This window comes from Streptomyces sp. NPDC046349, assembly GCF_055587885.1.
On record NZ_JBVJFK010000015.1, the window covers coordinates 37520 to 61398 of the forward strand.

The window sequence follows — 23879 nt, forward strand, 5'->3', positions numbered from 1 at the left end:
TCGCTATGCGCCGGAGGACAGTCGGCTTGCGGCCTGGCCCCATGGCTGAGGTTCGATCAGGTCGTCCCTGTCAAAGGCATCCTCCTCGAACCAGCCCGTCCCCGCGAGCCATGTCTCCAGCCACGCTGCGAGGCTGTCGGAGTCGAGGAACCAGCACTGATCCCACGATCCTCCGCTATACGGGTTCGGCTCGAAGAGCAGGACCTGACCGCCCGCGCTGAGACAATCAACGCCTGCGTACATGGCACAGCCCCAGGTCAGGATCGGTACGACGCCTTCGGGCCACTCCGGGTGCTCCACTCCAACGGACGCCTCACGTCGCGTCAGGTATTCGCCAGCGACACTGGAGCCCGGACCAAGCAGTGGCAGCAGTCGGTAGTCGGGGCCGAAGCCGCCGTCAGCGACCTCGCGATACAGGCGCGCAAGTAGGGGATGCAGTGCGAAGCCCAGTTGCGCCTCGGCCTCCGCGATCTGGGCATTGCTAACAGGTGCGGGAAGGTCCTCGCTGTCGGATGCGGCCCGGATGGCAACGCGTTGCACGAGGTCATCAATGTCGGTCATGACCGTGATGCTGTCAGGGCCCACCGACATGTCGATGGCCAGGGCCGCCAGGCGGACTGGTGGGCTGGTGGGCTGGTGGGCTGGTGGGCTACAGAAAGTCAAAAAATTCGGGACCACCCCCTGCTACTGCGAGCCGGGACTCCGCAGCGCCCATGAGAAGGGCGGGGTGGAGGGTCAGGTCGGCTACTTCCGCCGCAACTACTTATTGATGGTTTCACAAAGACATCGGCGGGACGGACTCCGTCGTGGTCCACGGCGGGTCAGACCCAGCGGTAGTTGGCGTCGTCGAGGGTCGGCAGGAGGGCCAGGGCAGCGTCGAGCGGTGCGGTGGGAGTAGCGAGCTCGGCGAGCGGAACTGGTGGGAACAGTGCCTTGCCAGCCGTGTCCTTGTAGTGGCTCCAGGTGAGGTGGCCGGCGCCAGCGGTGTCGTCGTGTTCGACGGTGCGCAAGCGAGCGCGGGTGGAGTTGTCGATGTGGAGGCGGAAGACTAGGTGCAGTTTGCGGGGCGGGGTGGGTCCGGGGCGGGTGACCATGGCGTCCTGGATCCAGGTCAGATGCGGGACACCGGTCGAATCTGTGAGGTCCAGGCCCAGTTCTTCGTCGAGTTCGCGCGCGAGGGCCTGATGGATGGGTTCGCCGGGTTCGACGTTGCCGCCTGGCAGGGTGTACTGGTCCTGGCCGTCCTTGGTGCGGTGGATCAGGGCAATCTCTTCCCCGTTGAACAGGGCTGCGGCGACGCGGATCTTGATACGGGTGAATGGCTCGGCAGCGATCATTGAGGCGTTTCTCCTTCGGTAGGCGAGGTGCTGTGGTTTCCCTTGGACAGGCGGCGAAGGCAGATGATGCAGCACGCGAGTTGCACAAGCCCCTGGTGCAGATCAGCGCGGTGTTCGTAGCGGATCCGCAGGCGTTTGAACTGATGGAGCCAAGCGAAGGTACGCTCGACAACCCACCTCGTACGTCCCAGGCCGGAGCCGTGAGCGGTGCCGCGTCTGGCGATGTGAGGCTTGACGCCACGGTCCCGCAGAAGCCGTCGGTACTTGTCGAAGTCGTAGCCGCGATCGGCGAACAGACGCTTGGGCTTGTGACGCGGACGTCCCCGCAGCCCTCCTATCCGGGGGATCGCGTCCAGCAGGGGAATGAGCTGGGTGACATCATGACGGTTCGCGCCGGTTACAGAGGCGGCCAGCGGGGTGCCGGGCCGGTCCACGATCACGTGGTGCTTGGGTCCAGGGCTGCCGCGGTCCACGGGAGAAGGCCCGACATGATCCCCCCTTTGAGTGCGCGAACGTGGGAGCCGTCAATCGCGCAGTCGTCCATCTCCAGCAGGCCCACTCTGCGTAGCTCTGCGAGCAGGTTCTGATGCAAGCGGGGCCATACCCCGGCTTCCGTCCAATCTCGCAATCGGCGCCAGCTGGTTACCCCAGAACAGCCCACCAGCTGGGCAGGGACGTCTCGCCAAGCACCCCCGTCCGGAGAACGTAGACGATGCCGCCCAAGGCAACCCGATCAGGTATCCGAAGCCGACCAGGGTGGCGGGGCCTGCGAACAGGTGGCGGTGGCAGCAACGGAGCTATGCGCTGCCTAAGTTCATCAGGAACAAGGTCTGCAGACATAGGGCAGACCCTGCCCATGGAGATCCTCAGTTGCCACCCGCCACACCGATCTCATTGTGAAACGATCAGTTAACGCCCGTTCCCCGGGTGGGCTCGCTGGACGAGCTGAACGCGTCCTTCGCCGAGTTCGAGCGGGCGGAGGAAGGCCGGCGGATCGGGATGCGGATCCGCACGATCGGCCAGGACTTCGCCCGCGAGTCCGTGCTGCTGATGCGCTGCCGCGCCGATTCCTTCGAGACCGGCGTCGTGTTCACCCCGCGGGTGGACCGCTACGGGCAAATCGCGGTGAGGGTCTGCCGGTACTCGGTTCCGGCCCGGTTCATCGGCCGCACCGTCCGCGTCGTGCTCCGCTCCAGCGACCTGATCGTCTCCCACGGCCGCACCGAGATCGCCCGTCATCCCCCGTCTGACGGCGAACGGCGCCGAGCGGATCGTCCTGGACCACTTCCTCGAAGTCCTGCTGGCCAAGCCCGGCGCCATGGCCGGCTCCGAGGCTGTGGACCAGGCCCGCCGCGGGGGCACTTTCACCGCCGCCCACGAAGCGTTCCGGGCTGCGGCGAAGAAGGCCGAGGGCGACACCGAGGGCACCAAGCAGCTGGTCCACGCGCTCCTGCTGCACCAGCACCTCGAACACCGCGACGTGATCGCCGGAGTCCGCTCCGCCCTCTCGGCCGGCGCCCACACCGCCGACATCGTCGCCCTCGAGGCCCGCAAGGCCGCTCAGAGCGATGGCCGGTCCCCCACCGTGACGGTCACCGGCCCGGCACCGGCACTGCCCGGGCCGGAGCCCAGCGAGGTGGTCAGCCTGAATGCCTGCCGGGCCGTCCGCCTCCCCACCGACCAGCGTCCCCTGCCCTCTCTCGACCGCTGGGACCAGCTGCTGAACCGCTCCGGGAAGGACGCGCCATGACCGGCCCGCACCACAACCTGACCGAGACCGCCTCCGACGCGGCGATCGACACCGCCTGCTGGCCCTGCGGCTGCCCACCATGCGAGCCCAGTTCCCCGGCCTCGTCGCCCGCGCCGACGCGAACGGCTCTCCTTCCGAGGGTTCCTGGCCGAGCTGCTGCTGTCCGCATGCGAGGACCGGGACCGACGACGCTCCGAGCGACGGATCGGGGCGGCCGGATTCCCCCGCCAGAAGTGGCTCTCCGACTTCGACTACGGCGCCAACCCCAACGTCGTCCCGGCTGTGGTAACAACCTCGCCACCTGCCACTGGGTCAAGAAGGGTGAGCCGCTCTGCCTGATCGCGGACTCCGGCACCGGCAAGTCCCACCTGCTGATCGGGCTCGGCGGCGGCAGCCATGGCCGGCTGCCGCGTCCGCTATGCCTTGGCCGCCAAGCTCGTCAACGAGTTCGTCGAGGCCGCCGACGAGAAGCAGCTGTCCAAGACGATCGCCCGTTACGGGCGCGTCGATCTTCTCTGCTTTGACGAGCTGGGCTATCTCGAGCTCGACCGGCGGGAGCCGAGACGCTGTTCCAGGTTCTGACCGAGAGGGAGAAGAACAGCGTGGCCATCGCTTCGAACGAATCATTCCGAAAAGCGCACACGTTCCGGCGAACCTGTGCCAGGCAGCGCCGAAACTTCACGGGTCCAGCAGGGACGCGGATGCTGCATGATCGAACGATGCTGGTCGAACTGATGAAGGTCTCAAAGTTTCCGTACAGTCCCTGGCTGGCCCAGGTACGGACGCCGTTCGGCCGGACAGCGGTCCGCTGGTGCGGTGACCAGGCCGCGAAGCCGGGCAAGTACCACGTTGAGTGGACGGTCGATGAGGACATCGCCTGGGGTCGGAACGCGAAACCGGCTGTAGGCGTTGGACCGGGAGTCCGACCCGGCGGGCACTGCGTTGTCCTGCGCGGACGGCTGGACCTCATGGACGGCGCCGCCGTGCTGGACTTCGATGGCTCGCAGATTCTGCTGGACCTTGCTGAACCGCTGCCCGAGAGTGTTGCCGGCACGTGGGTCGAGCTCTTCATAGAGCGCGAGAAGATCGCTCTCTACCCGTACGAACTCTGACCAGAGATCAGTCGTTGGCCGCCGCCCACTTGCCCAGCGGGCCTCATCAATGCAGTCGGACAGATAGATCATGGTGGCCTCGGGGTCCATGCCGAAGGCGGCGGCGACAAGCTTGGGGTCCATGGTGTTGACCAGGTCGAGCAGTCGAGTGCAGCGGATCACGCGTGGTGGGAAGCCGCAAGGATGCGGGCGGTCTCCGAGCCGAGCGGTCCGGGGACGAAAGTCGAGGTCAACGGCGTGGAGCATGGTGACCTCGCGGCCTGAGGCGCCGTGCAACAGGGCGAGCATGCCCAGTAGGGCCTCGTGCGGGTGGACGGCTGGATCCGTTGTCCAGCGGCGGAACAGCAGACGTTGCTGGTCAAGCGTCAGAGTCGTGCCGGTGAAGCCGCTCGGTCCTGTGGCGGTCCCACCGCCGCCGCCAGGTCGTCCAGGTCCTGCGGCACCGGCACCCGCAGCAGCAGGCGCTGCTTGCGGTGTGCGAGCAGCAGTTCCCCTGCGGGTGTGCACTCCAGCAGGGCGAAGTGGACGAGGGGCTCGAAGGGCTTCTCCGCGGTGGACATCCTGGCACGCAGCGCCCCGTCGGCGCTCCACGCGTACTGGCCGTAGCGGTTGAGATGGAAGGCACGGCCACGGTGCGGGTCGGCGACCACAGTGACATCGAAGCCGGTGAACGCGCTGTCCTCGCGCAGGTGCAGGCCTCCCAGCCGGCCCTGCAACACCCCGCGGTCGTCGACGAGGACGAAGCTGAACTCCTGCCCCCGGTTGCTCGAACGGCAGGTCTTCCCGAAGACCGGGGCGACGAACAGGGCGTCGCCGAGTGCTGCCGGGCGGGTCATCGTGGAGTCGAGGTAGCCGTGGAGGCTGCCGCTGGTCTGGTGAGTTCCGACAGGGCCTCCGTCAACGAGGGCGAGGGCCGGTTGCCACGCCCCACGGGCTCGTCGTCCGGCCGGTTGGATCCCTGCCGGCCGCTCCGGGGCCAGGCGGTTGACAGCAGAAAGTGTGAGTGGTTTATTACTCACATGAACACGGAACGACGACGCCACCTCTCCTCAGCCGAAGAGCGCCGCGAGACCGTGCTGCGGACGGCCGTCGGGGCCTTCGCGGCCCGCGGCTACTTCGGTACGACGACCACCGAGGTGGCCAAGGCCGCCGGGATCTCCCAGGCCTATGTCTACCGCCTGTTCCCGAACAAGGAGGCCCTGTTCACCGCGGTCGTCGAGCGCTGCTTCGCCCGGGTCCGCAGCAGCCTCGAAGAGGGTGCCGCGCAGGCGGACGGCAGCAGCCCGGAGGCGGTGCTGCACACCATGGGCGGCACGTACGCCCACCTGATCGCCGACAAGGACCTGCTGCTCGTCCTGACCCACGCGCAGGCGGCAGCCGTGTCCGAGACCGCCGTACGCGAGGCCGTGCGGGCCGGTTACGCCCGCATGGTGGAGTACGTGCGCGGCGCGTCGGGCGCGTCGGAGTCCGACATCCAGCAGTTCTTCGCCACGGGCATGCTCTGCCACCTCCTCGTGTCGTTGGACGCCCACGAGGTGGACGCACCCTGGTCCCGGACCCTCTCGGCCGGCATTCGGCACCACTGACGGCGACGGCCGGGCGGACCCCCGCGGTCCGCCCTCCTTTCGGACCAAAGAGTGAGTGGTCAACCACACACAGGAGAACGCGCATGGACGCCCCACCGCCCCACCGGCATACCGCCACGGCAACCCTCGCGGCGCTGGCCGCCGCCCAGTTCGCGGTCACCCTCAGCACCTCGATCGTGAACGTCGCCCTTCCCGCCGTACGCGACGGGGTCGGACTGTCGGACGCGGGCATGTCCTGGGTCGTCAACGCGTACGGTCTCGCCTTCGGCGCCCTGCTCCTCCTCGGCGGCCGGGCGGCCGACCTCCTGGGGCGGCGCCGCGTCCTGACGGCCGGCCTCGCGCTCTTCGCCGCGGCGGCCGTCGGCGCCGGACTGGCGAGCACCCCCTGGATGCTCGTCGCCGCCCGCACGGTCCAGGGCGTCGGCGCTGCCGCGATCGCGCCCGCAGCGCTTTCCCTGGTCATGCGGCTCCATCCGGCCGGACCCGCCCGCGCCAGGGCCCTCGGCGTCTGGGGCGCCGTGTCCGGCGCGGGCGGCGCGGCCGGGGTCCTGCTCGGCGGGATCCTCACCCAAGGACCGGGCTGGCCCTGGGTGTTCCACGCTTCCGGCATCGGCGCGGCGGTGGTCCTGGCCGCCACCCTGCGCCTCGTACCGGCCGACCCGGAGGAGGCCGGCGGGGCCCGCCCGCGGCTCGACGTGGCCGGATCCCTCACCGTCACCGCCGGCCTGGTCGCGCTCGTCTACGGGCTCACGGCCGCGGGCCGGTCCGGCTGGACCGACCCCGTGGTGCTCGGCTCCTGGGCCGCGGCGGCGGCACTGCTCGCCCTCTTCGCGCTGGTCGAACGCCGGCACCCGGCCCCTCTCCTGCCGTCCGGGCTCCTCACCCGCGGCGCCGTGGGCCCGGCCAACCTCGTGATGGCGCTCCTCGGTGCGGTCTGGGTCGGACTGTTCTTCTTCCTCCCCCTCTACCAGCAACAGGTCCTCGGCGCGGGCCCGCTGGAAGCCGGCCTCTCCCAACTGCCGCTGGCCGCGGCGAACATGCTCGGCTGCGGCCTGGCACCCGCGCTGGCCCGCCGCACCGGCCCGCACCGCACCCTTCTCGCGGGCCTGGCGACCCAGGCGGCCGGGTTCCTGTGGCTGGCCCGGATCCCGGCCGACGGCACCTTCCTCGCCGACCTGCTGGGCCCCGTACTCCTCGTCGGAGTCGGCCTCGGTATCGCCTTCGTCCAGCTCACCGGCTCGGCCGTGAGCGGGGTGGGCTCCGCCGACACCGGACTGGCCGGCGGACTGGTCAACACCACCCGGCAGATCGGCGGCGCCGTCGGCCTCGCCGCACTGGGCACCCTGGCCGCCGCCCGCACCGCCGCCGCGTCACCCGGCCTGCCGCACACCGCCGCCCTCACCGAGGGGTACCGCAGCGCCTTCCTCCTCTCCGCCGCCGTCCTGGGCCTCGGAGCGGCCCTCACCCCGCTGCTCGCCCGCAGGGCCCGGCAAGTGCAAGAGATCGTCCCCGCTCCTCCGCCACCGGCCTCGCCCTGCCCACCCCACCGAACCCGCTGATCACATCACCGAGGAGTACCTCCCATGACCGCACACCACCCCACCACCGTCGACACCGAAGCCCCGGTCGTCGTCCGCATCGAGACCGTCGTGCACGCCCCGCTCGCCACCGTCTGGGACCTGCACACCGACATCGCCGCCTGGGCCGACTGGAACACGGATGTGGACCGGGTGGAGTACACCGGTCCGCTGGCTCCCGGGACCGTCTTCCGCTGGCTGACCCACGGCCTGGACATCACCTCCACCGTCCACCAGGTCGTCCCGGGCGAGCGGATCGTCTGGGGCGGTCCGGCCCACGGCATCGACGGCATCCACGTCTGGACGTTCCAGGAGACGGCGCCGGGCACCGTGACGGTGCGCACCGAGGAGTCCTGGAGCGGCGAGCCCGTCGACACCCGGCGCGCGGAGATGGAACAGGTGCTGCGCCAGTCGCTCGACGCCTGGCTCGCCGCCCTGAAGGCCGAGGCCGAGGCCGGGGGACGCGCCGCCGCCGAGCAGCACTGATCGCCCCCGCCCCACCACGCACCGCTTCCCGATCGTTCCGCCCGACCGTCCGAGAGTCGAGGAGACCGCCATGACCAGCACCGCCAAGCCCTACCTGACCGGCCACTACACCCCCGTCACCGACGAGATCACCGCCACCGGCCTCATCGTCGAGGGCACCCTCCCGCCCGAGCTGACCGGCCGTCTCATCCGCAACAGCCACAACCCCAAGCCCGGCATCACACCCACCCACTGGTTCAAGGGCAGCGGCATGGTCCACGGCATCCGGCTCCGCGAGGGCCGCGCCGAGTGGTACCGCAACCGCTGGGTCCACACCCCCGCCCTGGACGGCGCCCCCTACATGACCGAGGACGGCCCCGACCTGACCGCCAGTACGGCGGGCACCCACGTCATCGAGCACGCCGGCCGACTCCTCGCGCTGAGCGAAGCGGCCCTTCCCTTCGAGCTGACGGCGGATCTGGAAACCGTCGGCGCCTATGACTTCAACGGCAGGCTGACCTCGGCAATGACCGCCCATCCCAAGGAGGACCCGGTCACCGGCGAGCTCCACTTCTTCGCCTCCTCCCCCTTTCCGCCATATCTGATCCACCACGTCGCCTCCGCCGACGGGAAGGTGCTGGAGAGCCAGGAGGTGCCGGGCGCGAGCGCGGCGCTCAAGCACGACTTCGCGATCACCGAGCACTACGTGGTGTTCCTGGAGGGCTCGGTGACGTTCGACCCGGCCGAGCACTCCGGTATCCCGTACGGCTGGGACGACGAGCAGGTCTCCCGGATCGGCGTCATGCCACGCACCGCCGCGGGGGCGGGCGGCCGGGCCCGCGAGATCCGCTGGTTCGAGATCGGGCAGGGCTACGGCATGCACTTCGCCAACGCGTACGAGGACCCGTGCGGGCGGATCGTCGTCGAGGGCCCGACCGTGGGCCGAGACGGCTGGCAGCGCTCCTGGAACTGGTGGGTCGGGGCCGAGGACCGCGGGGCCGAGCCCAACTCCGGTTCGCGCAGCACCCGCTGGACCGTCGACCTGGCGGCCGGCTCCGTCAAGGAGGAGCTGACCGACGACCTCACCGTGGAGTTCCCGACCATCAACGAGGCCTTCCTCGGATTCGAGCACCGCTACCAGTACGCCCTGGCCTTCCCCGACGACCTGGGGATCGCCGCCCACACCCTCGTCAAGTACGACCGCGCCACCGGCGCCCGGCAGCTGCTGCCCTTCGGCCCCGGCCGGCTCCCCAGCGAGGCCGTGTTCGTGCCCGCCGAGGGCGCCGGCGCGTCGCAGGAGGATGCCGGGTACCTGCTGACCGTGGTCAGCGACCTGAAGGCCAACGCCTCGCAGCTGCTCGTCCTGGACGCCTCCGACCTGACCCTCCCCCCGGTCGCGACCATCCACCTGCCGCGCCGGGTCCCGGCGATGATCCACGGCTCCTGGATCCCCGACGCCGCCTGATCCGGACCGCCTTCCTGCGGGCTCCTCCCGACGGCGTCCCCTCCCGAAGCCCCGAGCGCGCGACACGACGCGTTCGGGGCGTGCGGCGCTCCGGCCCCCGCCTGCGCCCCACCCGGAGCCCGCTCCGGGTGAGCCGCGTCTCACCTGGGGGCCGCCGCTTGTCTATGCAACGAGTTGCATAGCAGGATCGGGGCATGGCGCTCGAACACGCGATCCTCGTCTCCCTGCTGGAGAAGCCTGGCTCCGGCTATGAGCTGGCCCGCCGGTTCGAGCGGTCGATCGGCTACTTCTGGACCGCCACGCACCAGCAGATCTACCGTGTGCTCAAGCGCATGGAGAGCGACGGCATGCTCGCCGTCCGTACGGTGCCGCAGCAGGGCCGCCCGGACAAGAAGGAGTATTCGGCCGCGGGCCCCGGCCGGGCCGCGCTCGCGAAGTGGCTGCACGAGCCGATCGAACCGGAGAGCCTGCGGCACGACCTCGCCGTGAAGATCCGCGGGGCGGCCTTCGACGACCCGGCGTCCCTGATCCGCGAGGTCGAACGGCACCAGCAGGCCCACCGGGACCGCCTCGCGCGCTATCTCGCCGGCGAGCTGCGCGACTTCACCGGGCCCAGCGCCCCCGCACCGCTCGACGCCGGTCGGGAACTCCAGCACGTCGTACTGCGCGGCGGCATCGCCCAGGAGCGGATGACGATCGCCTGGCTCGACGACGTCCTGGCCACCCTCCACCGGCTCGGCCGCACCACGCCGCACGCGACCGACCGGGCCTGACCGGCCGCACCTCGCTCTCCCCCGCTCTTCCTCCCTCCGCGCATCCGCGCGAACCCCGACTCCGACCCCTCGGAAGGTGATCCGCCGTGTCCGACCCTCTGCTGTTCCACCCCCACACCTACGACCCCGCCCACTTCGACGCGGAGACGCGCAGGCTGCTGCGCGCCACCGTCGACTGGTTCGAGGCGCGTGGCAAGCGGCGGATCATCGAGGACTACCGCACCCGTGCCTGGCTGGCCGACTTCCTCGCCTTCTCCGCCAAGGAGGGGCTCTTCGCGACCTTCCTGACCCCGGCCTCCGCGGCAGGCGAGGACGAGCCGGACAAGCGCTGGGACACCGCACGGATCGCGGCCCTCAACGAGATCTTCGGCTTCTACGGCCTCGACTACTGGTACGCCTGGCAGGTCACCATCCTCGGCCTCGGCCCGGTCTGGCAGAGCGACAACGCCGCCGCCCGCGAGCGTGCCGCACAACTCCTCTCGGAGGGCGAGGTGTTCGCCTTCGGCCTGTCCGAGAAGACCCATGGCGCCGACATCTACTCCACCGACATGCTGCTGGAGCCGGACGGCGACGGCGGTTTCCGCGCCACCGGCTCCAAGTACTACATCGGCAACGGCAACGCCGCCGGGCTCGTCTCCGTCTTCGGCCGCCGCACCGATGTCGAGGGCCCTGACGGGTACGTCTTCTTCGCCGCCGACAGCCGCCACCCGGCGTACCGGCTCGTGAAGAACGTCGTCGACTCCTCCAAGTACGTCAGCGAGTTCCGCCTGGAGGACTACCCGGTGGCCGCCGAGGACGTCCTGCACACCGGGCGTGCCGCATTCGACGCCGCGCTCAACACCGTCAACGTCGGCAAGTTCAACCTCTGCACCGCCTCGATCGGCATCTGCGAGCACGCGATGTACGAGGCCGTCACGCACGCGCACAACCGGATCCTGTACGGCCGGCCCGTCACCGCCTTCCCGCACGTGCGCCGCGAACTGGCCGACGCCTACGTCCGTCTCGTCGGGATGAAGCTGTTCAGCGACCGCGCCGTGGACTACTTCCGTTCCGCCGGCCCCGACGACCGCCGTTACCTGCTCTTCAACCCGATGACCAAGATGAAGGTCACGACGGAGGGGGAGAAGGTCATCGACCTGATGTGGGACGTGATCGCCGCCAAGGGCTTCGAGAAGGACAACTACTTCGCCCAGGCCGCCGTCGAGATCCGCGGACTGCCGAAGCTCGAGGGCACGGTCCACGTCAACCTCGCGCTGATCCTCAAGTTCATGCGCAACCACCTGCTGGAGCCGGCCGAGTACGCGCCCGTCCCGACGCGCCTCGACGCGGCCGACGACGACTTCCTGTTCCGGCAGGGACCCGCCCGCGGCCTGGGCTCCGTACGCTTCCACGACTGGCGCCCGGCGTACGACGCCTACGCCGCCGTGCCGAACGTCGCCCGCTTCCGCGAGCAGGCGGACGCGCTGGCCGAGTTCGCGGCCACCATCGCGCCCGACGAGGCGCAGGGACGCGACCTCGACTTCCTCCTGTCGGTGGGCCAGCTGTTCGCACTGGTCGTCCACGGGCAGCTGATCCTGGAGCAGGCCCGCCTGACGGACCTGGACGAATCCGTGCTGGACGAGCTGTTCTCGGTGCTCGTGCGCGACTTCTCGCAGCACGCCGTCGAACTGCACGGCAAGGACTCCAGCACGCCGGAGCAGCAGGCGTGGGCCCTGGCCGCCGTCCGCCGTCCGGTCGTCGACGAGGCCCGGGCGGCCCGCGTCTGGGCCCGTGTCGAGGCCCTCTCCGGCGCCTACGAGATGGCGCAGTAGCCGCACACGAGCTCCCGGCGGTCCGTACGGCACCACCGTGCGGCCCGCCGGGGCCCCGACGGGCCGGGACGCCGCCGGTCAGCGCAGGGATGCGGTCGGGGGCCGCTCGCGGAGGGCGCCGTAGGCGACGAAGTAGGCCGGGATGCGGTTCAACCAGGGTGACTCCGTGACGAGTTCCGTCATCCGCTGGGCGCGCCGGGGGTTGCCGAAAGCGGTGCGGCCGGCGAGGAGCGGTTCGATGATCCGGGTGTGGGCCAGGCGCTGCAGGCCCTGGGTCGCCACGGTGGTGGGCCAGCGGCGGCACTGGACGCGGCGCACATCGTGCAGGCCGACCCTGCCCTCGCGCAGCGGGCGTACGAGGAGGCGGGCCGCGGCGACGGCGTCCTGCACGGCGAGGTTGATGCCGATGCCGCCCACGGGGGACATGGCGTGTGCGGCGTCGCCGATGCACAGCAGTCCGGGGCGGTGCCAGCGGCGCAGGCGGTCCAGCCGTACGTCGAGCAGTTTCACCTCGTCCCAGGAGGTGACGGCGTGGCTGCGGTCGGCCAGCCACGGGGCGGCCTCCGCGAAGCGGGTCATGAACCGCTCCAGGCCCTCGGCGCGGCGCTCGGCGTCGGTTCCCTTGGGAATGAGCGCGGCGCACTGCCAGTAGTCGCCGCGGTCGATGAGCGCGGTGAAGAACCGGTCGCCGAGGCCGCCGACGAGCCCGCTGGGGTCGCCCTCGTGGCGCGGCAGGCGAAACCACCAGGCGTCCATGGGGCACGGGAAGTGCTCCAGGCCGAGTTCGGGCAGCGTCCTGGCCAGTGAGCCGCGGCCGTCGCAGGCGACGGTCAGGGTGGCCCTGAGTTCACCGGTGGCGCCGTCCGCGGTGCGGTGGTGCACGCCGCGCACCCGTCCGCCCTCGATGAGGAAGCCGGTCGCCTCGGTGTCCATGCGCAGGTGGAAGGAGGGTTCCCGGCCCGCTTCGTCGGCGAGGAGGTCGAGGAGGTCCCACTGGGGCACCATCGCGATGTAGTTGTACGGACCGTGCAGGGCCCCGATGTTCCCGACGGTGACCAGGGCCCGGTCCGGCCCGATGGGCAGCTGCACGGTGGTGACGCGTCGCTGCGGCAGCCGGGCGAAGCGTTCGCCGAGGCCGATGTCGTCCAGCAGCGACAGGGTGGTGGGGTGCACGGTGTCGCCGCGGAAGTCGCGCAGGAAGTCCCCGTGTTTTCTCCAGCACCGTCACTTCCACCCCGGCGCGGGCCAGCAGCAGCGCCAGTACCATCCCGGCCGGGCCGCCCCCCACCACGCAGCAGGTCGTTCGCTCCACGGCAACCACTCCCTTCGCGGAGATCGGGCGATCCCCTGGACGTCATACCGCACCGGCGGCGACGGCCCCGGCGAGACACTCCCCGGTCACGCGTAGGCTCGACCCCGTGCCAGCCTCTCCTCTCCACCGCGTCGCCGTCCTCGTCCTCGAAGGCGCGAAGCCGCTCGACGTCGGCATCCCGGCGCAGGTCTTCACGACCCGCGCGAGCATGCCCTACGAGGTGCGGGTGTGCGGTGCGGCGCCCGGGCTCGTGGCCGGCGGTGACGGCCTGTCGTACCACGTGACGCATGGGCTGGACGCGCTGGCGTGGGCCGACATCGTCTTCGTCCCCGGCTACCGCTTCCCGGACCGTGAGGACCCCCCGCGACCGGTCCTCGACGCTCTGATCGCCGCCCACGGGCGGGGAGCGCGGCTCGCCGCCATCTCGACGGGAGCGTTCGCGCTCGCCGCGACGGGCCTACTGGACGGAAAGCGCGCCACGACGCACTGGCACTACACTCGGGCGCTCACCGCCAAGCACCCGCTGGTCCGGGTCGACGAGAACGTCCTGTTCGTCGACGAGGGCAGCGTCCTCACCTCGGCGGGCGCCGCTTCCGGTATCGACCTGTGCCTGCACATCCTGCGCAGCGACCTCGGTGTGGCCGCGTCCAACCACGCGGCGCGGCGCCTGGTCGCCGCCCCCTACCGCAGCGGCGGCCAGGCGCAGTACGTGCCACGCAGCGTGCCCGAGCCGCTGGGTGAGCGGTTCGCCGCCACGCGGGAATGGGCGCTGATCCGGCTCGGCGAGCCGCTCACGCTGGAGTCCCTCGCCCGGCACGCCGGGGTGTCTCCCCGTACGTTCTCGCGGCGGTTCGCGGAGGACACCGGCTACACGCCGATGCAGTGGGTCATGCGCGCCCGCGTCGACGTGGCCCGTGAACTGCTCGAACGTTCCCAGCGCGGCGTCGAGCAGATCGCCGCAGACGTCGGGCTGGGTACGGGCGCGAACCTTCGGTTGCACTTCCAGCGGATCCTGGGCACCACTCCGACCGAGTACCGGCGCACCTTCACGAAGGGCGAATAGGCCGGTGAGGGGCTCGTGAGGATCTCGCCACCCTTCTTGGCGAGATCCTTTTGAACAGTGGCGATCACGCCGCTGTCGTGGGCGGGCGCGGGCGGCGAACCTGATGGCGAACGAAAGGGACTCGCTCATGACTCGCATCGCCATCAACGGATTCGGCCGCATCGGACGCAACGTGCTGCGCGCGCTGCTCGAACGCGACAGCGACCTCGAGGTCGTCGCCGTCAACGACCTCACCGAGCCGAAGGCCCTCGCACGGCTGCTGGCGTACGACAGCACCTCGGGCCGGCTCGGCCGCCCGGTGACCGTCGACGGGAACGCCCTGGTGGTCGACGGCCGCCGCATCACGGTGCTCGCGGAGCGGGAGCCGGAGCAGCTGCCGTGGGCCGAGCTCGGCGTCGAGATCGTGCTGGAGGCCACCGGCCGCTTCACCTCGGCCGAGGCCGCTCGCGCCCACCTCAAGGCGGGGGCGAAGAAGGTACTGGTCAGCGCGCCCTCGGACGGTGCCGACGTCACGCTGGCGTACGGCGTCAACACCGACGCCTACGACCCGGCCGTGCACACCATCGTCTCGAACGCGTCGTGCACGACCAACGCGCTCGCCCCGCTGGCCGCAGTCCTCGACGAGCTCGCGGGCATCGAGCACGGCTTCATGACGACGGTGCACGCCTACACGCAGGAGCAGAACCTGCAGGACGGTCCGCACCGTGACCCCCGCCGCGCCCGCGCCGCCGGTGTCAACATCGTCCCGACCTCGACGGGCGCCGCGAAGGCGATCGGCCTGGTGCTGCCGCAGCTCGACGGCAAGCTGTCGGGCGACTCCATCCGCGTGCCGGTCCCGGTGGGCTCCATCGTGGAGCTCAACACGACCGTCGCCCGCGAGGTGACGCGCGAGGAGATCCTCGAGGCGTACCGCGCCGCGGCCGAGGGCCCGCTGGCCGGCGTGCTGGAGTACTCGGAGGACCCGCTGGTGTCGTCCGACATCACCGGCAACCCCCACTCGTCGATCTTCGACTCGGAACTCACCCGCGTCGAGGGCCGCCACGTCAAGGTCGTCGCCTGGTACGACAACGAGTGGGGCTTCTCGAACCGCGTGATCGACACCCTCACGCTCCTGGCCGCGGGCTGAGCAGCCGCCCCCGCCGTCAGTGACCCGCGCTCCGGCCGGCCCCACGGGCCGGCCGGAGCGTGCCGTTTTCAGAAGTGCCCGTTCTCAGAAGTCCCCGTAGCGCATGCGGCCCAGGGCCGTCATCGGTCGGTCGTGGGCCGCGACCGGGGCCGGCAGGGACGTGGAGCCGGTGAGGTAGCGGTCCACGGCGGCGGCCGCCGCCCGGCCTTCGGCGATGGCCCACACCACGAGCGACTGCCCGCGGCCCGCGTCGCCCGCGACGAACACCCCCGGTGCCCGCCCGCCGCTCGCGGCGAAGCCGGCGTCCCGCGCGTAGTTGCCGCGCTCGTCGTACTCCAGGCCCAGCTGCTCGCGCAGGCCGCCCGCCCGCTCGGGGCCGCGGAAGCCGAGGGCGAGCAGGACCAGCCCGGCCGGTACAATCCGCTCCGTGCCCGCCAGGGGTCTGCGGCCCACCGGTTCCACGGCGGTCAGGTGCAGGGCCCGTACCCGGCCCGAGGGGTCGCCCTCGAAACGCAGGGTGGCGCAGGCGAACAGCCGGGGGTCGCGGCCCTCTCGCCCGCGGGCCTCGTCGTGGGCGTGGGAGATCCGGTACGTCCTCGGGTACACCGGCCAGGGTTCGTCGTCGGTGCGGTCCGGGCCGGGCTCCGGGTTGATGTCGAGCTGGACGACGGAGATCGCGCCCTGCCGCAGGGCCGTCCCCATGCAGTCGGAGCCGGTGTCGCCGCCTCCGACGATGACCACGTGCCTGCCTTCGGCGGTGATGGGCGAAGCGGACCAGTCGCCCTCGCGTACCCGGTTGGCGCAGGTCAGGTACTCCATGGCCTGGTGGATGCCGTGGAGCTCGCGGCCGGGGACCGGCAGTTCCCTGCGCTCGCCGGCTCCGATCGCGACGACGACGGCGTCGCACCGGCGTCGCAGCGCGGCGGCGTCGGTGTCGGTGTCGGTGTCGGTGTCGGTGTCGGTGTCCGCATCGCCCGTGGGGGCCGCGCCGCCCACATCGTGCCCCGTGACGAACACCGTGCCCTCGGCCCGCATCTGTTCGATGCGGCGGTCCAGGTGTGCCTTCTCCATCTTGAACTCGGGTATGCCGTAGCGCAGCAGGCCGCCGATCCGGTCGGCCCGCTCGTGGACCGTGACCGCGTGTCCGGCCCGGGTCAGCTGCTGGGCGGCGGCCAGGCCGGCCGGACCGGAGCCGATGACGGCCACGGCCTTGCCGCTGTGCCGCTCCGGCGGGCTCGGCACCATGTAGCCGCGGCGCAGCCCTTCGTCCACGATGGCCTGCTCGACGTTCCTGATGGTCACCGGTTCGGCGTTGATCGTGAGGACGCAGGCGTCCTCGCAGGGGGCCGGGCAGAGCCGTCCGGTGGCCTCGGGGAAGTTGTCGGTCGCGTGCAGCCGCTCGTAGGCGGCCCGCCAGTCGGCATGGGCGGCGTAGGCGTTCCACTCGGGTATGAGGTTCCCGAGGGGGCAGCCGGTGTGGCAGAACGGGATGCCGCAGTCCATGCATCGGTCGGCCTGCCGGGAGACGAGCGGGAGCAGGGCCTGGCCGGCGTGGACCTCGCGCCAGTCGCCGAGCCGTTCCTCGACGGGCCGGGCGGGGACGGGCTCGCGGGGAATCCTGAGGAAGCCGAACGGATCGGTCACTCGCCGCCTCCCTGGATCGTTCGCGGCGGGGGGTGTACGGGGGCGCACCGCGGTCCCGGCGCGCGCTTTTCAGTGGCGGTCCGACCAGGTTACGCCGCCCGTGTCGCCGGCGCGCAGGGCCGGCCCTGCGCGCCGGCTGCGGTCATCCGCGCAGCAGGGCGCAGACGAAGTCCTCCTGGATCTGGCGGACCCGCGCGAGCAGCTCGGGGTTGTTGGTCAGGGACGTCTGGGTGGTGATCGAGAAGGTCAGCGAGCGCTTTCCGTCCGCCGTGGCGGCCGCGAGCTGCGTGTATCCGGGCGTGTTGCCGGTGTGGCCGTACACGGTGCCGCAGCGGGTGGTGTAGCGGTAGATGGCCAGGCCGGCGTCGGTGCGTCCGGGGCCCGGGGGCTGGGACAGGGCGCCGGGGAGGAACCGGAACTGCTCGCGGCGGGTGCGTTCCGAGACGAGGGCGCCGCCGGCGTAGCCCCGGATGAAGGCGGTCAGGTCCTTGGGCGTCGAGACGATGCCGCCTGCCGCCCAGGCTCCCGAGGCGCTCACGGCCTCGCTGACGTCCACGGGTCCGGCCTGCGGGTCGATCTGGTAGCCGTGGAGGAAGGGGTCGGGGAGCCGGTATCCCTGGGGCAGGGTGGTCGCGGTCAGGCCGAGCGGCCGGTACACCAGCTCGCGCAGCAGCGTCTCGTAGCGGCGTCCGGTGGCGGCCTCGGCCATCAGGGCGACGGCGATGTTGTCGGAGTTGGAGTACTGGTATCGGCTGCCCGGCTCGAATTCGAGGTCCTCGTCGGCGACGAAGTCCAGCAGGTGCCGGGAGTCGAAGTGGTGGCGGGGGTTCTCGGAGACGATGTCGATGAACCCCTGGGAGGCCGAGTAGTCGGGCAGTCCGCTGGTGTGGTTGAGGAGCTGGCGCAGTGTCACCTCGTGCCACTGGTCCGGCTGGTCGGGCAGCACCTCGCCGATCGTGGCGTCCAGGTGCAGCCGGCCGCTGTCGACGAGGCTCAGGGCCACCGCTCCGCTGAAGGCCTTGGCGACGCTGGCGATCCGCATGTGGTCGGTCGCGCTCGGCGGCCTGCCGCTCTCCACGTCGGCCACGCCGGCGCGATAGACCTCCTTGCGATCCCCGTCGCTCAGGACGGCGATGACCCCGGGGGGCCCGTCGGGGCGCTCGACCAGTTCGCGGAGTTCCTGGCGGAGGGCGGCTCCCCGGTCCGGGGGCGGGTTGCGGTCCGCCGCCGCCTGAGCGGGCAGTACGGAGGCGCCGAGCAGGGCGCCGCACACGGCGGTGGCGGCGGCCAGGCGCAGCGACGGGCGGATCCGGCGGGCGTGGCCGTACGGGCGTGGGGACACGGCGGAACCTCCAGAGGGAGACACGAAGCGCGGTGGCCCACGATGGCAGGGGGCTCGGCGCCCGCGGCGCCGACACGGCCGCGCGCGGGCGTGCCGTGGCCCGTCCGGCCCTGATCGACATCTCGGCGGTGCGCTTCGACAGCTCCGTGGGAGCGGTCACGGTCCGTCCTGCTCCTGATCGCGCTCGTGCAGTCGGCGCGGCTGCTCGGCGACCCCGTGTCGCGCACGGTGCTCGGCCGCCGACACCGGTGCGCTTCCTCTTCCCCCTCCTCCTGCCCGGTGCCCGCGGGCTTCCCCCGCCCGCACCGGGCGGGAGGTTTCAGGCCCCGGCGAGCGAGCAAGCGCGTGGTGACGGGTACCCCGATCGAGGAGGCATGTCGTATGGCGGGCGCAGTCGAGGAGCAGGACGTGGTCGCGGTGATCCTCAAGGACCACCGGACGATGGAGGAGCTGTTCCGCCGGATGCGGAGCGTCGAGGCCGACCGTAGGGCCGCGCGGGACGAGTTCTCCGCGCTGCTCATCGCGCACGGCGAGGCCGAGGAGGCCAAGGTCTACGGGGCGCTCAAACGCTTCAGGGGCATCGACGACGACGAGGTGGAGCACGGCGAGGAGGAGCACACCGAGGGCAACGAGGCGTTGCTCAAGCTCCTGGAGGTGGACGACGTCGGCTCCGAGGAGTGGGACGAGCGCCTGGAAGACCTGGTCAAGGCGGTCACGCACCATCTGGATGAGGAGGAGCGGACCATCCTCAACGGCGCCCGGGAGAACGTCCCCGACGAGCGCCGGGCCGAGCTGGGGGCCGCCTTCCTGGAGGAGCGGGAGAAGCAGCTCGCATCGGACTGCGGCAGCATCGAAAACGTCCGCAAGATCGTGGGCAAGTAGGGCCGAGGGGCCGGGTACGCGCCATCCGACGGGGTGCCGGAGGGCGAGGCGCCGGCGCCGGGGAGCTGAGCGAACAGGGCGCCGTAGGTGACGAGTTCGAGCGGTCTCCCGGTCAGACAGGTCTTCCGCGCCGATCGACACGGCGGTGGAGCTGACGGGGATGCGCACGGGTGGTCACTCCGCCGGGGCGATGCGCGCGCAGCCGGGCGGCGCCGTCGGCGGCGCCGCCCCGGCCGGCGGGCGGAGGGGACGAGGGCGGCCGGAAGTGTGGTCGCGCCGCCGCGCTCGGCGGCGACACGGCGCAGTCCGCCGACCGGTCGAGGAGCCCCTGCCCGCAGTGCGTGGCGAAGGCGCCGGGTCCGCGAGGGCGGAGCCGGTGTCCCGTGGAGCGGATCCGGCCGGCGGAGTGCCGCGGGCCCGGCCATGACCGCTCCGGCCACGGGCGGCACGAGTTCGGCGAGGCGGTCTGGGGCCCGGCGTGGGGGCCCTATCGGAGCGCGCACGACCGCACGGCGGCATCGTTCGCCCGCACGGAGAGGGAGCGCGGCGAGACCGCCGGCGGGGCGGGCAGCAGGAGTGGGCGGCGGCCCGGGGTGATCGACCCCAGCACGCGGGGACCCGCGGCGCCGGTGCAACCGGGGGCGTTGCCCGGGAGCCCGTGCAGGGTGAGGTATCCGAGCACGGCGAAGGCGTACGCCTCCTTGGCCGCAGCCGGCAGGCCGAGTTCCTCCGAGGTTCGCAGAGGTGTTCCGGTCAGCTCGGCACGCAGCATCGCCGTGAGCGTCGGGTTGCGCACACCGCCTCCGGAGGCGAAGACCTCGGTGGCACCCAGGGGTCGCAGCGCGTCGGCGACGGTCCGGGCGGTGAGGCGTGTGAGCGTGGCGACCAGGTCCTGGGGCGGGATCTGCCCGAAATCCGCGAGCCAGGAGCGGAGATACCCCTCGTGGAAGAGTTCCTTGCCGGTCGTCCGCGGCGCGGGCAGCCGGTAGTAGGGCTCGGTGAGCAGGCGGCGCAGCAGGCCCTCGTGCACGTGTCCGGAGGCCGCGATCGCACCGTCCTCGTCGTACGCGAGGCGCCCGCCGCTGAGTTCGCGTACCGCGGCGTCGATCAGCGCGTTGCCCGGGCCGGTGTCGAAGGCCACCGGGTCCGCGTGCCCGGGCACGACGGTGACGTTGGCGATCCCGCCGATGTTCAGGGCGGCCGGTACGCCGGGGCGGCCGCGCAGCAGCATCAGGTCGATCAGGCTGACCAGGGGTGCGCCCTGCCCGCCGGCCGCGACGTCGCGCGGCCGGAAGCCGGAGACGACCGGGCGGCCGGTGGCCTCGGCGATCCAAGCCGGCTCGCCGAGCTGCAGGGTGCCGTGGACCTGTCCGTCCGCCGTCCAGTGGTACACGGTCTGCCCGTGCGAGGCGACCAACTCGGCCCTTCCTGCGCACAGTTCACGGTCGGCCCGGATGGCGAGCCGCCCGAACGCCTGACCGATGCGGGTGTCGAGCCGGCACACGTCGGCGAGCGTGGTACGGGCCGGCGGCAGGGCCTCGGCGAGTTCGGCCCGCAAGGGGTCGGGGTATGGTTCGCTGACCATGCCCAGCGGGGTGAGGTGCAGTGCGCCGTCCTCCCCGGACCGCTGCCCGAGGTCGCAGGCGGCGGCGTCCACGGCGTCGCACGAGGTCCCGGACATCAGGCCGATCACCCTCATCGCAGCGGCTCCCGGTGGTCGCTTCCGCGCAGGGTCAGCAGGGCCGGCACGCTGAGGGCGCAGGCCGCGGCGGCGTAATGGGCGGGGACCGCCGTGTTTGCGGTCCGTGCGGTGAGTGCGGTGATGAAGAGCCCGGCACAGCCGGAGAAGACGGCGTTGGCGAGGGCGTAGGAGAGCCCGAGTCCGGTGCAGCGGACTCGCCTTGGGAACATCTCGGCGAGCATGGCCGGTCCTGGTCCGGCGAGCAGGCCGACCAGCGCGCCCGCCGCCGCCACGGCCGCGATCCTGGCCTGCGTGGACGCGCCGGGCGACTGGAGCAGGTACAGGAGGGGGATGGCGAGTACGGCCACCCCGAGCGCACCGGCGAGCATGACGGGGCGCCGCCCGATGCGGTCGCTGAGCAGTCCTGCGGGCAGGATCGACGCGGCGAAGCCCAGGTTGACCAGGGTGGCGGCCAGCAGGGCCTCCCGGAACGACGCCCCCAGCGCGGACTGGAGATGGGACGGCAGCACGACGAGCAAGGTGTATCCGGCCGCCGACCAGCCCATGATCCGCCCGATGCCGAGGACGACGGCACGGGCCTGCTCCCGTAAGCCGGTTGTCCCGGCCGGGTCCGTCGCGCCGGCCGCGGCCCTGTCCGGGACGGGGGCCGCGACCGGCGGTTCCTCCAGCGCCGTACGCAGCCACAGCGCAACGGCCCCCAGGGGCAGGGCCAGCAGGAACGGGATCCGCCACCCCCATGCGTACAGTGCCTCGACGGGCAGGACCGTCGCCAGAACGGCGGCCGTGGCGGCTCCGGCCAGCAGGCCGAGGGCGACGGTGAAGGACTGCCATGCGCCGTAGAGACCGCGGCGGCCGGGCGGCGCGTACTCCGCCATCAGGGACACCGCGCCGCCGAACTCACCGCCCGCGGAGAGCCCTTGGAGCGCCCGCAGGAACGTGAGCAGCCAGGGGGCCGCGGCGCCGATGTCGGCGCGCGTGGGCAGGAGGCCGATCAGCGTGGTGGCGAGCGTCATGAGGCCGATGACGAGGACGAGGGTGGTGCGGCGGCCGAACCGGTCGCCGATACGTCCGAACAGGAGGGCGCCGACGGGGCGGAAGAAGAAGGCGAGGGCGAACGAGGCGTACGTGGCGACCAGCGCTTCGGCGCCGCCCTGAACTCCCGCGCCCGTGCCCGCGTGCGGGGTGAAGAAGTTGGCCGCGATGACGGTGGCGAAGCAGCCGTAGACGCCGAACTCGTACCACTCGACGAAATTGCCGGCCGACCCGGCGAGCAGCGCCCGGCGGGAGGCGGCGTGGGGCGGCGGCGCCCGGAGCAGGTCGGTGGTGGTCACGCGTGCTGCGTGCCCGTTCCGCGGCGGGCCGATGCCTGACGGCATCGTGATTCAGCACAACGGCGGCGGCACCGCCGTCGCGTCGCCCAATATGAAGATCATCCATCCCTATCATCTCGAATCGAACGCAAAATCGGGACAAATCACATCGTGTCCGATGTGGCCGGAACGGGACGTCCGGGAAAACTGGTCCGCCGTCAGAGCCAAGACGACTGCCACCGAGAACAGGACCAGGCCGCTGATCTGAATTGTCGCCTGCCAACCGATTGCGGAGGTGTCACGATGTCCTGCTCCAGGACCGACTTCCGAAAGGCCCTCAAGGGCACTTCTCCGATGTGCTGTTGCCCCCGGGTGCGTGCCGTCTTCTTCATACTGCTCCTCGCGGCCGGCGCCCTGGCCGGCCCTACGGATCCGGCTCACGCAGCACCCTCGTACGGCGAGAAGGCCGTCGCGGTGGCGGCCTCCAAACAGGGCTCGCCGTACGCTTACGGCGCCACAGGCCCAAAACGCTTCGACTGCTCCGGGCTCACCCTCTACGCCTTCAAGAAGGCCGGCAAACGCCTTCCGCGCACGGCCGAGCAGCAGTACGAGCACACCCGACACATCCCCAAGGCCGATCGCACGGCCGGTGACCTGGTCTTCTTCCCCCGCGGAGCGACCATGGGCCACGTCGGCATCTACGCCGGCGACAACAGGATCTGGCACGCTCCCCGTCCCGGCACGACAGTGCGTCTGGAGCGCATCTGGAGCGAAGCGGTCCGCTACGGACGCGCCACCTGATCAGCAAGCATCCGCGCTCGCGCTCACCGCCGGACCGGTGGTGGCAGCCCTGCGTGCGCGTGCACGTCGGCCGAACCCGGGTCACCGATCCCTTCTCGGTGGCACGCGTGATCCGGAAGCGGGCGACGGCACCGCGCAGCCGCCCGGCACGGCTTCCCTAGTGCAGCCGCCAGGTGAGCTTGCCGCCGCCGACCCAGCGGACGGCATCCGGATCGTCGAGGTCGTGGATGGTGATCCCCGCATCCGCGGCAGCCAGGATCACATCGGTCATGGATGTCGCCATGCGGACCATCTCCCCGTCGATCTCGACGATCCGGAAAGGCGGATCGCCGGGCTGCACCCCCAGGACGGTGACCCGCGGCGAGGACATGTACGGGCTCATGCTCTCTGTCATGCGGAGATCGTTCCATGCCGGACCCCCTGTCCCGTCGATTGGCAGCGCGTCGGACACCGGCAATGGCGTCCCTCGGGCGTTCTACGGCCGCGCCGGGCCCCGGCAGGAACCTGGGGAGCGGGAGAGCGCGCACGGCGCCCTCGCCCGGACCGGTGCCGACGTCGCCCCCCAGCATGTCCGCCGCGCCGTCGGTGTCGGTCTGCGCCAGCAGTACCCGTTCGGCGGCCTCGTCGTCCGTGTGAGCCTGCCGAGCGGCGTTCCGCCGGACGACCTGACGGCGGGCCGCTTCGAGCAGGCCGTGTTCACCCGGCATGTCCGCCGGCTCGCCGTGTAGGGGATCTGAGTACACGGACTGAGTACGTCCGCTCTGACGCGGCCGGCGGGACGGCGCCACGATGGTGATCACCAAGGCCCCACGGCCGACCCA

Annotated in this window: 22 protein-coding genes and 4 pseudogenes; 16 read left to right on the top strand and 10 right to left on the bottom strand. The window is 71.5% G+C overall.

Annotated elements, in window-relative coordinates; genetic code table 11:
* Positions 1 to 3 precede the first annotated feature (3 nt).
* The 3 genes and pseudogenes from ACZ6JS_RS30480 to ACZ6JS_RS30490 all read right to left on the bottom strand — a co-directional run bounded on the left by ACZ6JS_RS30480 (position 4) and on the right by ACZ6JS_RS30490 (position 2177).
* Positions 4 to 561, bottom strand: a complete 558-nt coding sequence (locus ACZ6JS_RS30480) for an SMI1/KNR4 family protein (RefSeq protein ID WP_469302722.1) — start codon at positions 559 to 561, stop codon at positions 4 to 6.
* Between the two features lie 260 nt (positions 562 to 821).
* Complete coding sequence (locus ACZ6JS_RS30485) at positions 822 to 1337, bottom strand: NUDIX hydrolase (protein WP_469302724.1); 516 nt, start codon at positions 1335 to 1337, stop codon at positions 822 to 824.
* Positions 1334 to 2177: pseudogene (locus ACZ6JS_RS30490) on the bottom strand (IS5 family transposase). Before ACZ6JS_RS30490 ends, ACZ6JS_RS30485 begins: the two are co-directional and overlap by 4 nt.
* Positions 2178 to 2387: 210 nt before the next feature.
* Here ACZ6JS_RS30490 and ACZ6JS_RS30495 point away from each other — a divergent pair.
* From ACZ6JS_RS30495 to ACZ6JS_RS30510, 4 genes and pseudogenes are all read left to right on the top strand, one after another.
* Positions 2388 to 2588 (top strand): annotated as a pseudogene (locus tag ACZ6JS_RS30495) (Mu transposase domain-containing protein); the annotation flags it as partial.
* A 67-nt stretch (positions 2589 to 2655) separates the two neighbouring features.
* Positions 2656 to 3087: a hypothetical protein gene (locus ACZ6JS_RS30500; protein WP_469302946.1), complete on the top strand. Its 432-nt coding sequence runs from the start codon at positions 2656 to 2658 to the stop codon at positions 3085 to 3087.
* A pseudogene (locus ACZ6JS_RS30505) lies at positions 3084 to 3749 on the top strand (ATP-binding protein); the annotation flags it as partial. The gene ACZ6JS_RS30500 and the pseudogene ACZ6JS_RS30505, both read left to right, overlap by 4 nt.
* 57 nt (positions 3750 to 3806) lie before the next feature.
* The gene (locus ACZ6JS_RS30510; RefSeq protein WP_469302948.1) at positions 3807 to 4199 is read left to right on the top strand and encodes a hypothetical protein; all 393 of its coding nucleotides are present in this window, start codon (positions 3807 to 3809) and stop codon (positions 4197 to 4199) included.
* Positions 4200 to 4564: 365 nt separating this feature from the next.
* Here the strand turns inward: ACZ6JS_RS30510 and ACZ6JS_RS30515 are convergent, their stop codons facing one another.
* Positions 4565 to 5035: a hypothetical protein gene (locus ACZ6JS_RS30515; RefSeq protein WP_469302726.1), complete on the bottom strand. Its 471-nt coding sequence runs from the start codon at positions 5033 to 5035 to the stop codon at positions 4565 to 4567.
* A gap of 183 nt (positions 5036 to 5218) precedes the next feature.
* On the opposite strand from ACZ6JS_RS30515, the gene ACZ6JS_RS30520 reads away from it, so the two are divergent.
* The 6 genes from ACZ6JS_RS30520 to ACZ6JS_RS30545 all read left to right on the top strand — a co-directional run bounded on the left by ACZ6JS_RS30520 (position 5219) and on the right by ACZ6JS_RS30545 (position 11876).
* Positions 5219 to 5785: a TetR/AcrR family transcriptional regulator gene (locus ACZ6JS_RS30520; protein WP_469302728.1), complete on the top strand. Its 567-nt coding sequence runs from the start codon at positions 5219 to 5221 to the stop codon at positions 5783 to 5785.
* 83 nt (positions 5786 to 5868) lie between these two features.
* The gene (locus tag ACZ6JS_RS30525) at positions 5869 to 7344 is read left to right on the top strand and encodes an MFS transporter (RefSeq protein ID WP_469302730.1); all 1476 of its coding nucleotides are present in this window, start codon (positions 5869 to 5871) and stop codon (positions 7342 to 7344) included.
* 24 nt (positions 7345 to 7368) lie between these two features.
* A complete protein-coding gene (locus tag ACZ6JS_RS30530; protein ID WP_469302731.1) occupies positions 7369 to 7848 on the top strand; it encodes an SRPBCC family protein in 480 nt (159 codons plus the stop codon).
* A gap of 70 nt (positions 7849 to 7918) precedes the next feature.
* Positions 7919 to 9292 (top strand): carotenoid oxygenase family protein, encoded by a 1374-nt coding sequence (locus ACZ6JS_RS30535; protein WP_469302733.1) that lies wholly within the window; start codon positions 7919 to 7921, stop codon positions 9290 to 9292.
* A 194-nt stretch (positions 9293 to 9486) separates the two neighbouring features.
* Positions 9487 to 10065, top strand: a complete 579-nt coding sequence (locus tag ACZ6JS_RS30540; RefSeq protein WP_469302734.1) for a PadR family transcriptional regulator — start codon at positions 9487 to 9489, stop codon at positions 10063 to 10065.
* 86 nt (positions 10066 to 10151) lie between these two features.
* Positions 10152 to 11876: an acyl-CoA dehydrogenase family protein gene (locus tag ACZ6JS_RS30545; protein ID WP_469302736.1), complete on the top strand. Its 1725-nt coding sequence runs from the start codon at positions 10152 to 10154 to the stop codon at positions 11874 to 11876.
* A 78-nt stretch (positions 11877 to 11954) separates the two neighbouring features.
* Here the strand turns inward: ACZ6JS_RS30545 and ACZ6JS_RS30550 are convergent.
* A pseudogene (locus ACZ6JS_RS30550) lies at positions 11955 to 13188 on the bottom strand (FAD-dependent oxidoreductase).
* A gap of 106 nt (positions 13189 to 13294) precedes the next feature.
* Between ACZ6JS_RS30550 and ACZ6JS_RS30555 the strand changes: the two are divergent.
* Both ACZ6JS_RS30555 and gap read left to right on the top strand, forming a co-directional pair.
* Positions 13295 to 14251: a GlxA family transcriptional regulator gene (locus tag ACZ6JS_RS30555; protein WP_469302738.1), complete on the top strand. Its 957-nt coding sequence runs from the start codon at positions 13295 to 13297 to the stop codon at positions 14249 to 14251.
* A gap of 127 nt (positions 14252 to 14378) precedes the next feature.
* Positions 14379 to 15377, top strand: a complete 999-nt coding sequence (gene gap / locus ACZ6JS_RS30560) for a type I glyceraldehyde-3-phosphate dehydrogenase (RefSeq protein WP_469302740.1) — start codon at positions 14379 to 14381, stop codon at positions 15375 to 15377.
* An 84-nt stretch (positions 15378 to 15461) separates the two neighbouring features.
* Here gap and ACZ6JS_RS30565 read toward each other — a convergent pair whose 3' ends face one another.
* Together ACZ6JS_RS30565 and ACZ6JS_RS30570 are read right to left on the bottom strand one after the other, a co-directional pair.
* Positions 15462 to 17021 carry a glutamate synthase subunit beta gene (locus ACZ6JS_RS30565; RefSeq protein WP_469302742.1) on the bottom strand — a complete coding sequence of 520 codons (1560 nt, stop codon included), beginning with the start codon at positions 17019 to 17021 and terminating at the stop codon, positions 15462 to 15464.
* Between the two features lie 142 nt (positions 17022 to 17163).
* Positions 17164 to 18363, bottom strand: a complete 1200-nt coding sequence (locus ACZ6JS_RS30570; protein ID WP_469302744.1) for a serine hydrolase domain-containing protein — start codon at positions 18361 to 18363, stop codon at positions 17164 to 17166.
* Positions 18364 to 18744: 381 nt separating this feature from the next.
* On the opposite strand from ACZ6JS_RS30570, the gene ACZ6JS_RS30575 reads away from it, so the two are divergent.
* Complete coding sequence (locus ACZ6JS_RS30575; RefSeq protein ID WP_469302746.1) at positions 18745 to 19245, top strand: hemerythrin domain-containing protein; 501 nt, start codon at positions 18745 to 18747, stop codon at positions 19243 to 19245.
* Between the two features lie 487 nt (positions 19246 to 19732).
* Here the strand turns inward: ACZ6JS_RS30575 and ACZ6JS_RS30580 are convergent, their stop codons facing one another.
* Both ACZ6JS_RS30580 and ACZ6JS_RS30585 read right to left on the bottom strand, forming a co-directional pair.
* The gene (locus ACZ6JS_RS30580; RefSeq protein WP_469302748.1) at positions 19733 to 20944 is read right to left on the bottom strand and encodes an anhydro-N-acetylmuramic acid kinase; all 1212 of its coding nucleotides are present in this window, start codon (positions 20942 to 20944) and stop codon (positions 19733 to 19735) included.
* Positions 20941 to 22278, bottom strand: coding sequence for an MFS transporter (locus tag ACZ6JS_RS30585; protein WP_469302749.1), 1338 nt, complete (start codon positions 22276 to 22278; stop codon positions 20941 to 20943). The genes ACZ6JS_RS30580 and ACZ6JS_RS30585 overlap by 4 nt, the downstream gene beginning before the upstream one ends.
* On the opposite strand from ACZ6JS_RS30585, the gene ACZ6JS_RS30590 reads away from it, so the two are divergent.
* Both ACZ6JS_RS30590 and ACZ6JS_RS30595 read left to right on the top strand, forming a co-directional pair.
* Positions 22268 to 22525: a hypothetical protein gene (locus ACZ6JS_RS30590; RefSeq protein WP_469302751.1), complete on the top strand. Its 258-nt coding sequence runs from the start codon at positions 22268 to 22270 to the stop codon at positions 22523 to 22525. The two genes, ACZ6JS_RS30585 and ACZ6JS_RS30590, sit on opposite strands and share 11 nt — an antisense overlap.
* An 86-nt stretch (positions 22526 to 22611) precedes the next feature.
* Positions 22612 to 23058 (top strand): C40 family peptidase, encoded by a 447-nt coding sequence (locus ACZ6JS_RS30595; protein ID WP_469302937.1) that lies wholly within the window; start codon positions 22612 to 22614, stop codon positions 23056 to 23058.
* A 157-nt stretch (positions 23059 to 23215) separates the two neighbouring features.
* Here ACZ6JS_RS30595 and ACZ6JS_RS30600 read toward each other — a convergent pair whose 3' ends face one another.
* A complete protein-coding gene (locus ACZ6JS_RS30600) occupies positions 23216 to 23452 on the bottom strand; it encodes a hypothetical protein (protein WP_136228390.1) in 237 nt (78 codons plus the stop codon).
* Between ACZ6JS_RS30600 and ACZ6JS_RS30605 the strand changes: the two genes are divergently transcribed.
* Positions 23451 to 23786, top strand: a complete 336-nt coding sequence (locus ACZ6JS_RS30605) for a hypothetical protein (protein ID WP_469302752.1) — start codon at positions 23451 to 23453, stop codon at positions 23784 to 23786. The genes ACZ6JS_RS30600 and ACZ6JS_RS30605 overlap by 2 nt on opposite strands.
* Positions 23787 to 23879: the final 93 nt, after the last annotated feature.

What these genes read in the sequence shown, in the direction of transcription:
- ACZ6JS_RS30480 (WP_469302722.1), bottom strand. Translation starts at nt 561, where the DNA reads ATGACCGACATTGATGACCTCGTGCAACGCGTTGCCATCCGGGCCGCA.
- ACZ6JS_RS30485 (WP_469302724.1), bottom strand. Translation starts at nt 1,337, where the DNA reads ATGATCGCTGCCGAGCCATTCACCCGTATCAAGATCCGCGTCGCCGCA.
- ACZ6JS_RS30500 (WP_469302946.1), top strand. Translation starts at nt 2,656, where the DNA reads ATGGCCGGCTCCGAGGCTGTGGACCAGGCCCGCCGCGGGGGCACTTTC.
- ACZ6JS_RS30510 (WP_469302948.1), top strand. Translation starts at nt 3,807, where the DNA reads ATGCTGGTCGAACTGATGAAGGTCTCAAAGTTTCCGTACAGTCCCTGG.
- ACZ6JS_RS30515 (WP_469302726.1), bottom strand. Translation starts at nt 5,035, where the DNA reads ATGACCCGCCCGGCAGCACTCGGCGACGCCCTGTTCGTCGCCCCGGTC.
- ACZ6JS_RS30520 (WP_469302728.1), top strand. Translation starts at nt 5,219, where the DNA reads ATGAACACGGAACGACGACGCCACCTCTCCTCAGCCGAAGAGCGCCGC.
- ACZ6JS_RS30525 (WP_469302730.1), top strand. Translation starts at nt 5,869, where the DNA reads ATGGACGCCCCACCGCCCCACCGGCATACCGCCACGGCAACCCTCGCG.
- ACZ6JS_RS30530 (WP_469302731.1), top strand. Translation starts at nt 7,369, where the DNA reads ATGACCGCACACCACCCCACCACCGTCGACACCGAAGCCCCGGTCGTC.
- ACZ6JS_RS30535 (WP_469302733.1), top strand. Translation starts at nt 7,919, where the DNA reads ATGACCAGCACCGCCAAGCCCTACCTGACCGGCCACTACACCCCCGTC.
- ACZ6JS_RS30540 (WP_469302734.1), top strand. Translation starts at nt 9,487, where the DNA reads ATGGCGCTCGAACACGCGATCCTCGTCTCCCTGCTGGAGAAGCCTGGC.
- gap (WP_469302740.1), top strand. Translation starts at nt 14,379, where the DNA reads ATGACTCGCATCGCCATCAACGGATTCGGCCGCATCGGACGCAACGTG.
- ACZ6JS_RS30575 (WP_469302746.1), top strand. Translation starts at nt 18,745, where the DNA reads ATGGCGGGCGCAGTCGAGGAGCAGGACGTGGTCGCGGTGATCCTCAAG.
- ACZ6JS_RS30580 (WP_469302748.1), bottom strand. Translation starts at nt 20,944, where the DNA reads ATGAGGGTGATCGGCCTGATGTCCGGGACCTCGTGCGACGCCGTGGAC.
- ACZ6JS_RS30595 (WP_469302937.1), top strand. Translation starts at nt 22,612, where the DNA reads ATGTGCTGTTGCCCCCGGGTGCGTGCCGTCTTCTTCATACTGCTCCTC.
- ACZ6JS_RS30605 (WP_469302752.1), top strand. Translation starts at nt 23,451, where the DNA reads ATGCGGAGATCGTTCCATGCCGGACCCCCTGTCCCGTCGATTGGCAGC.
- ACZ6JS_RS30600 (WP_136228390.1), bottom strand. Translation starts at nt 23,452, where the DNA reads ATGACAGAGAGCATGAGCCCGTACATGTCCTCGCCGCGGGTCACCGTC.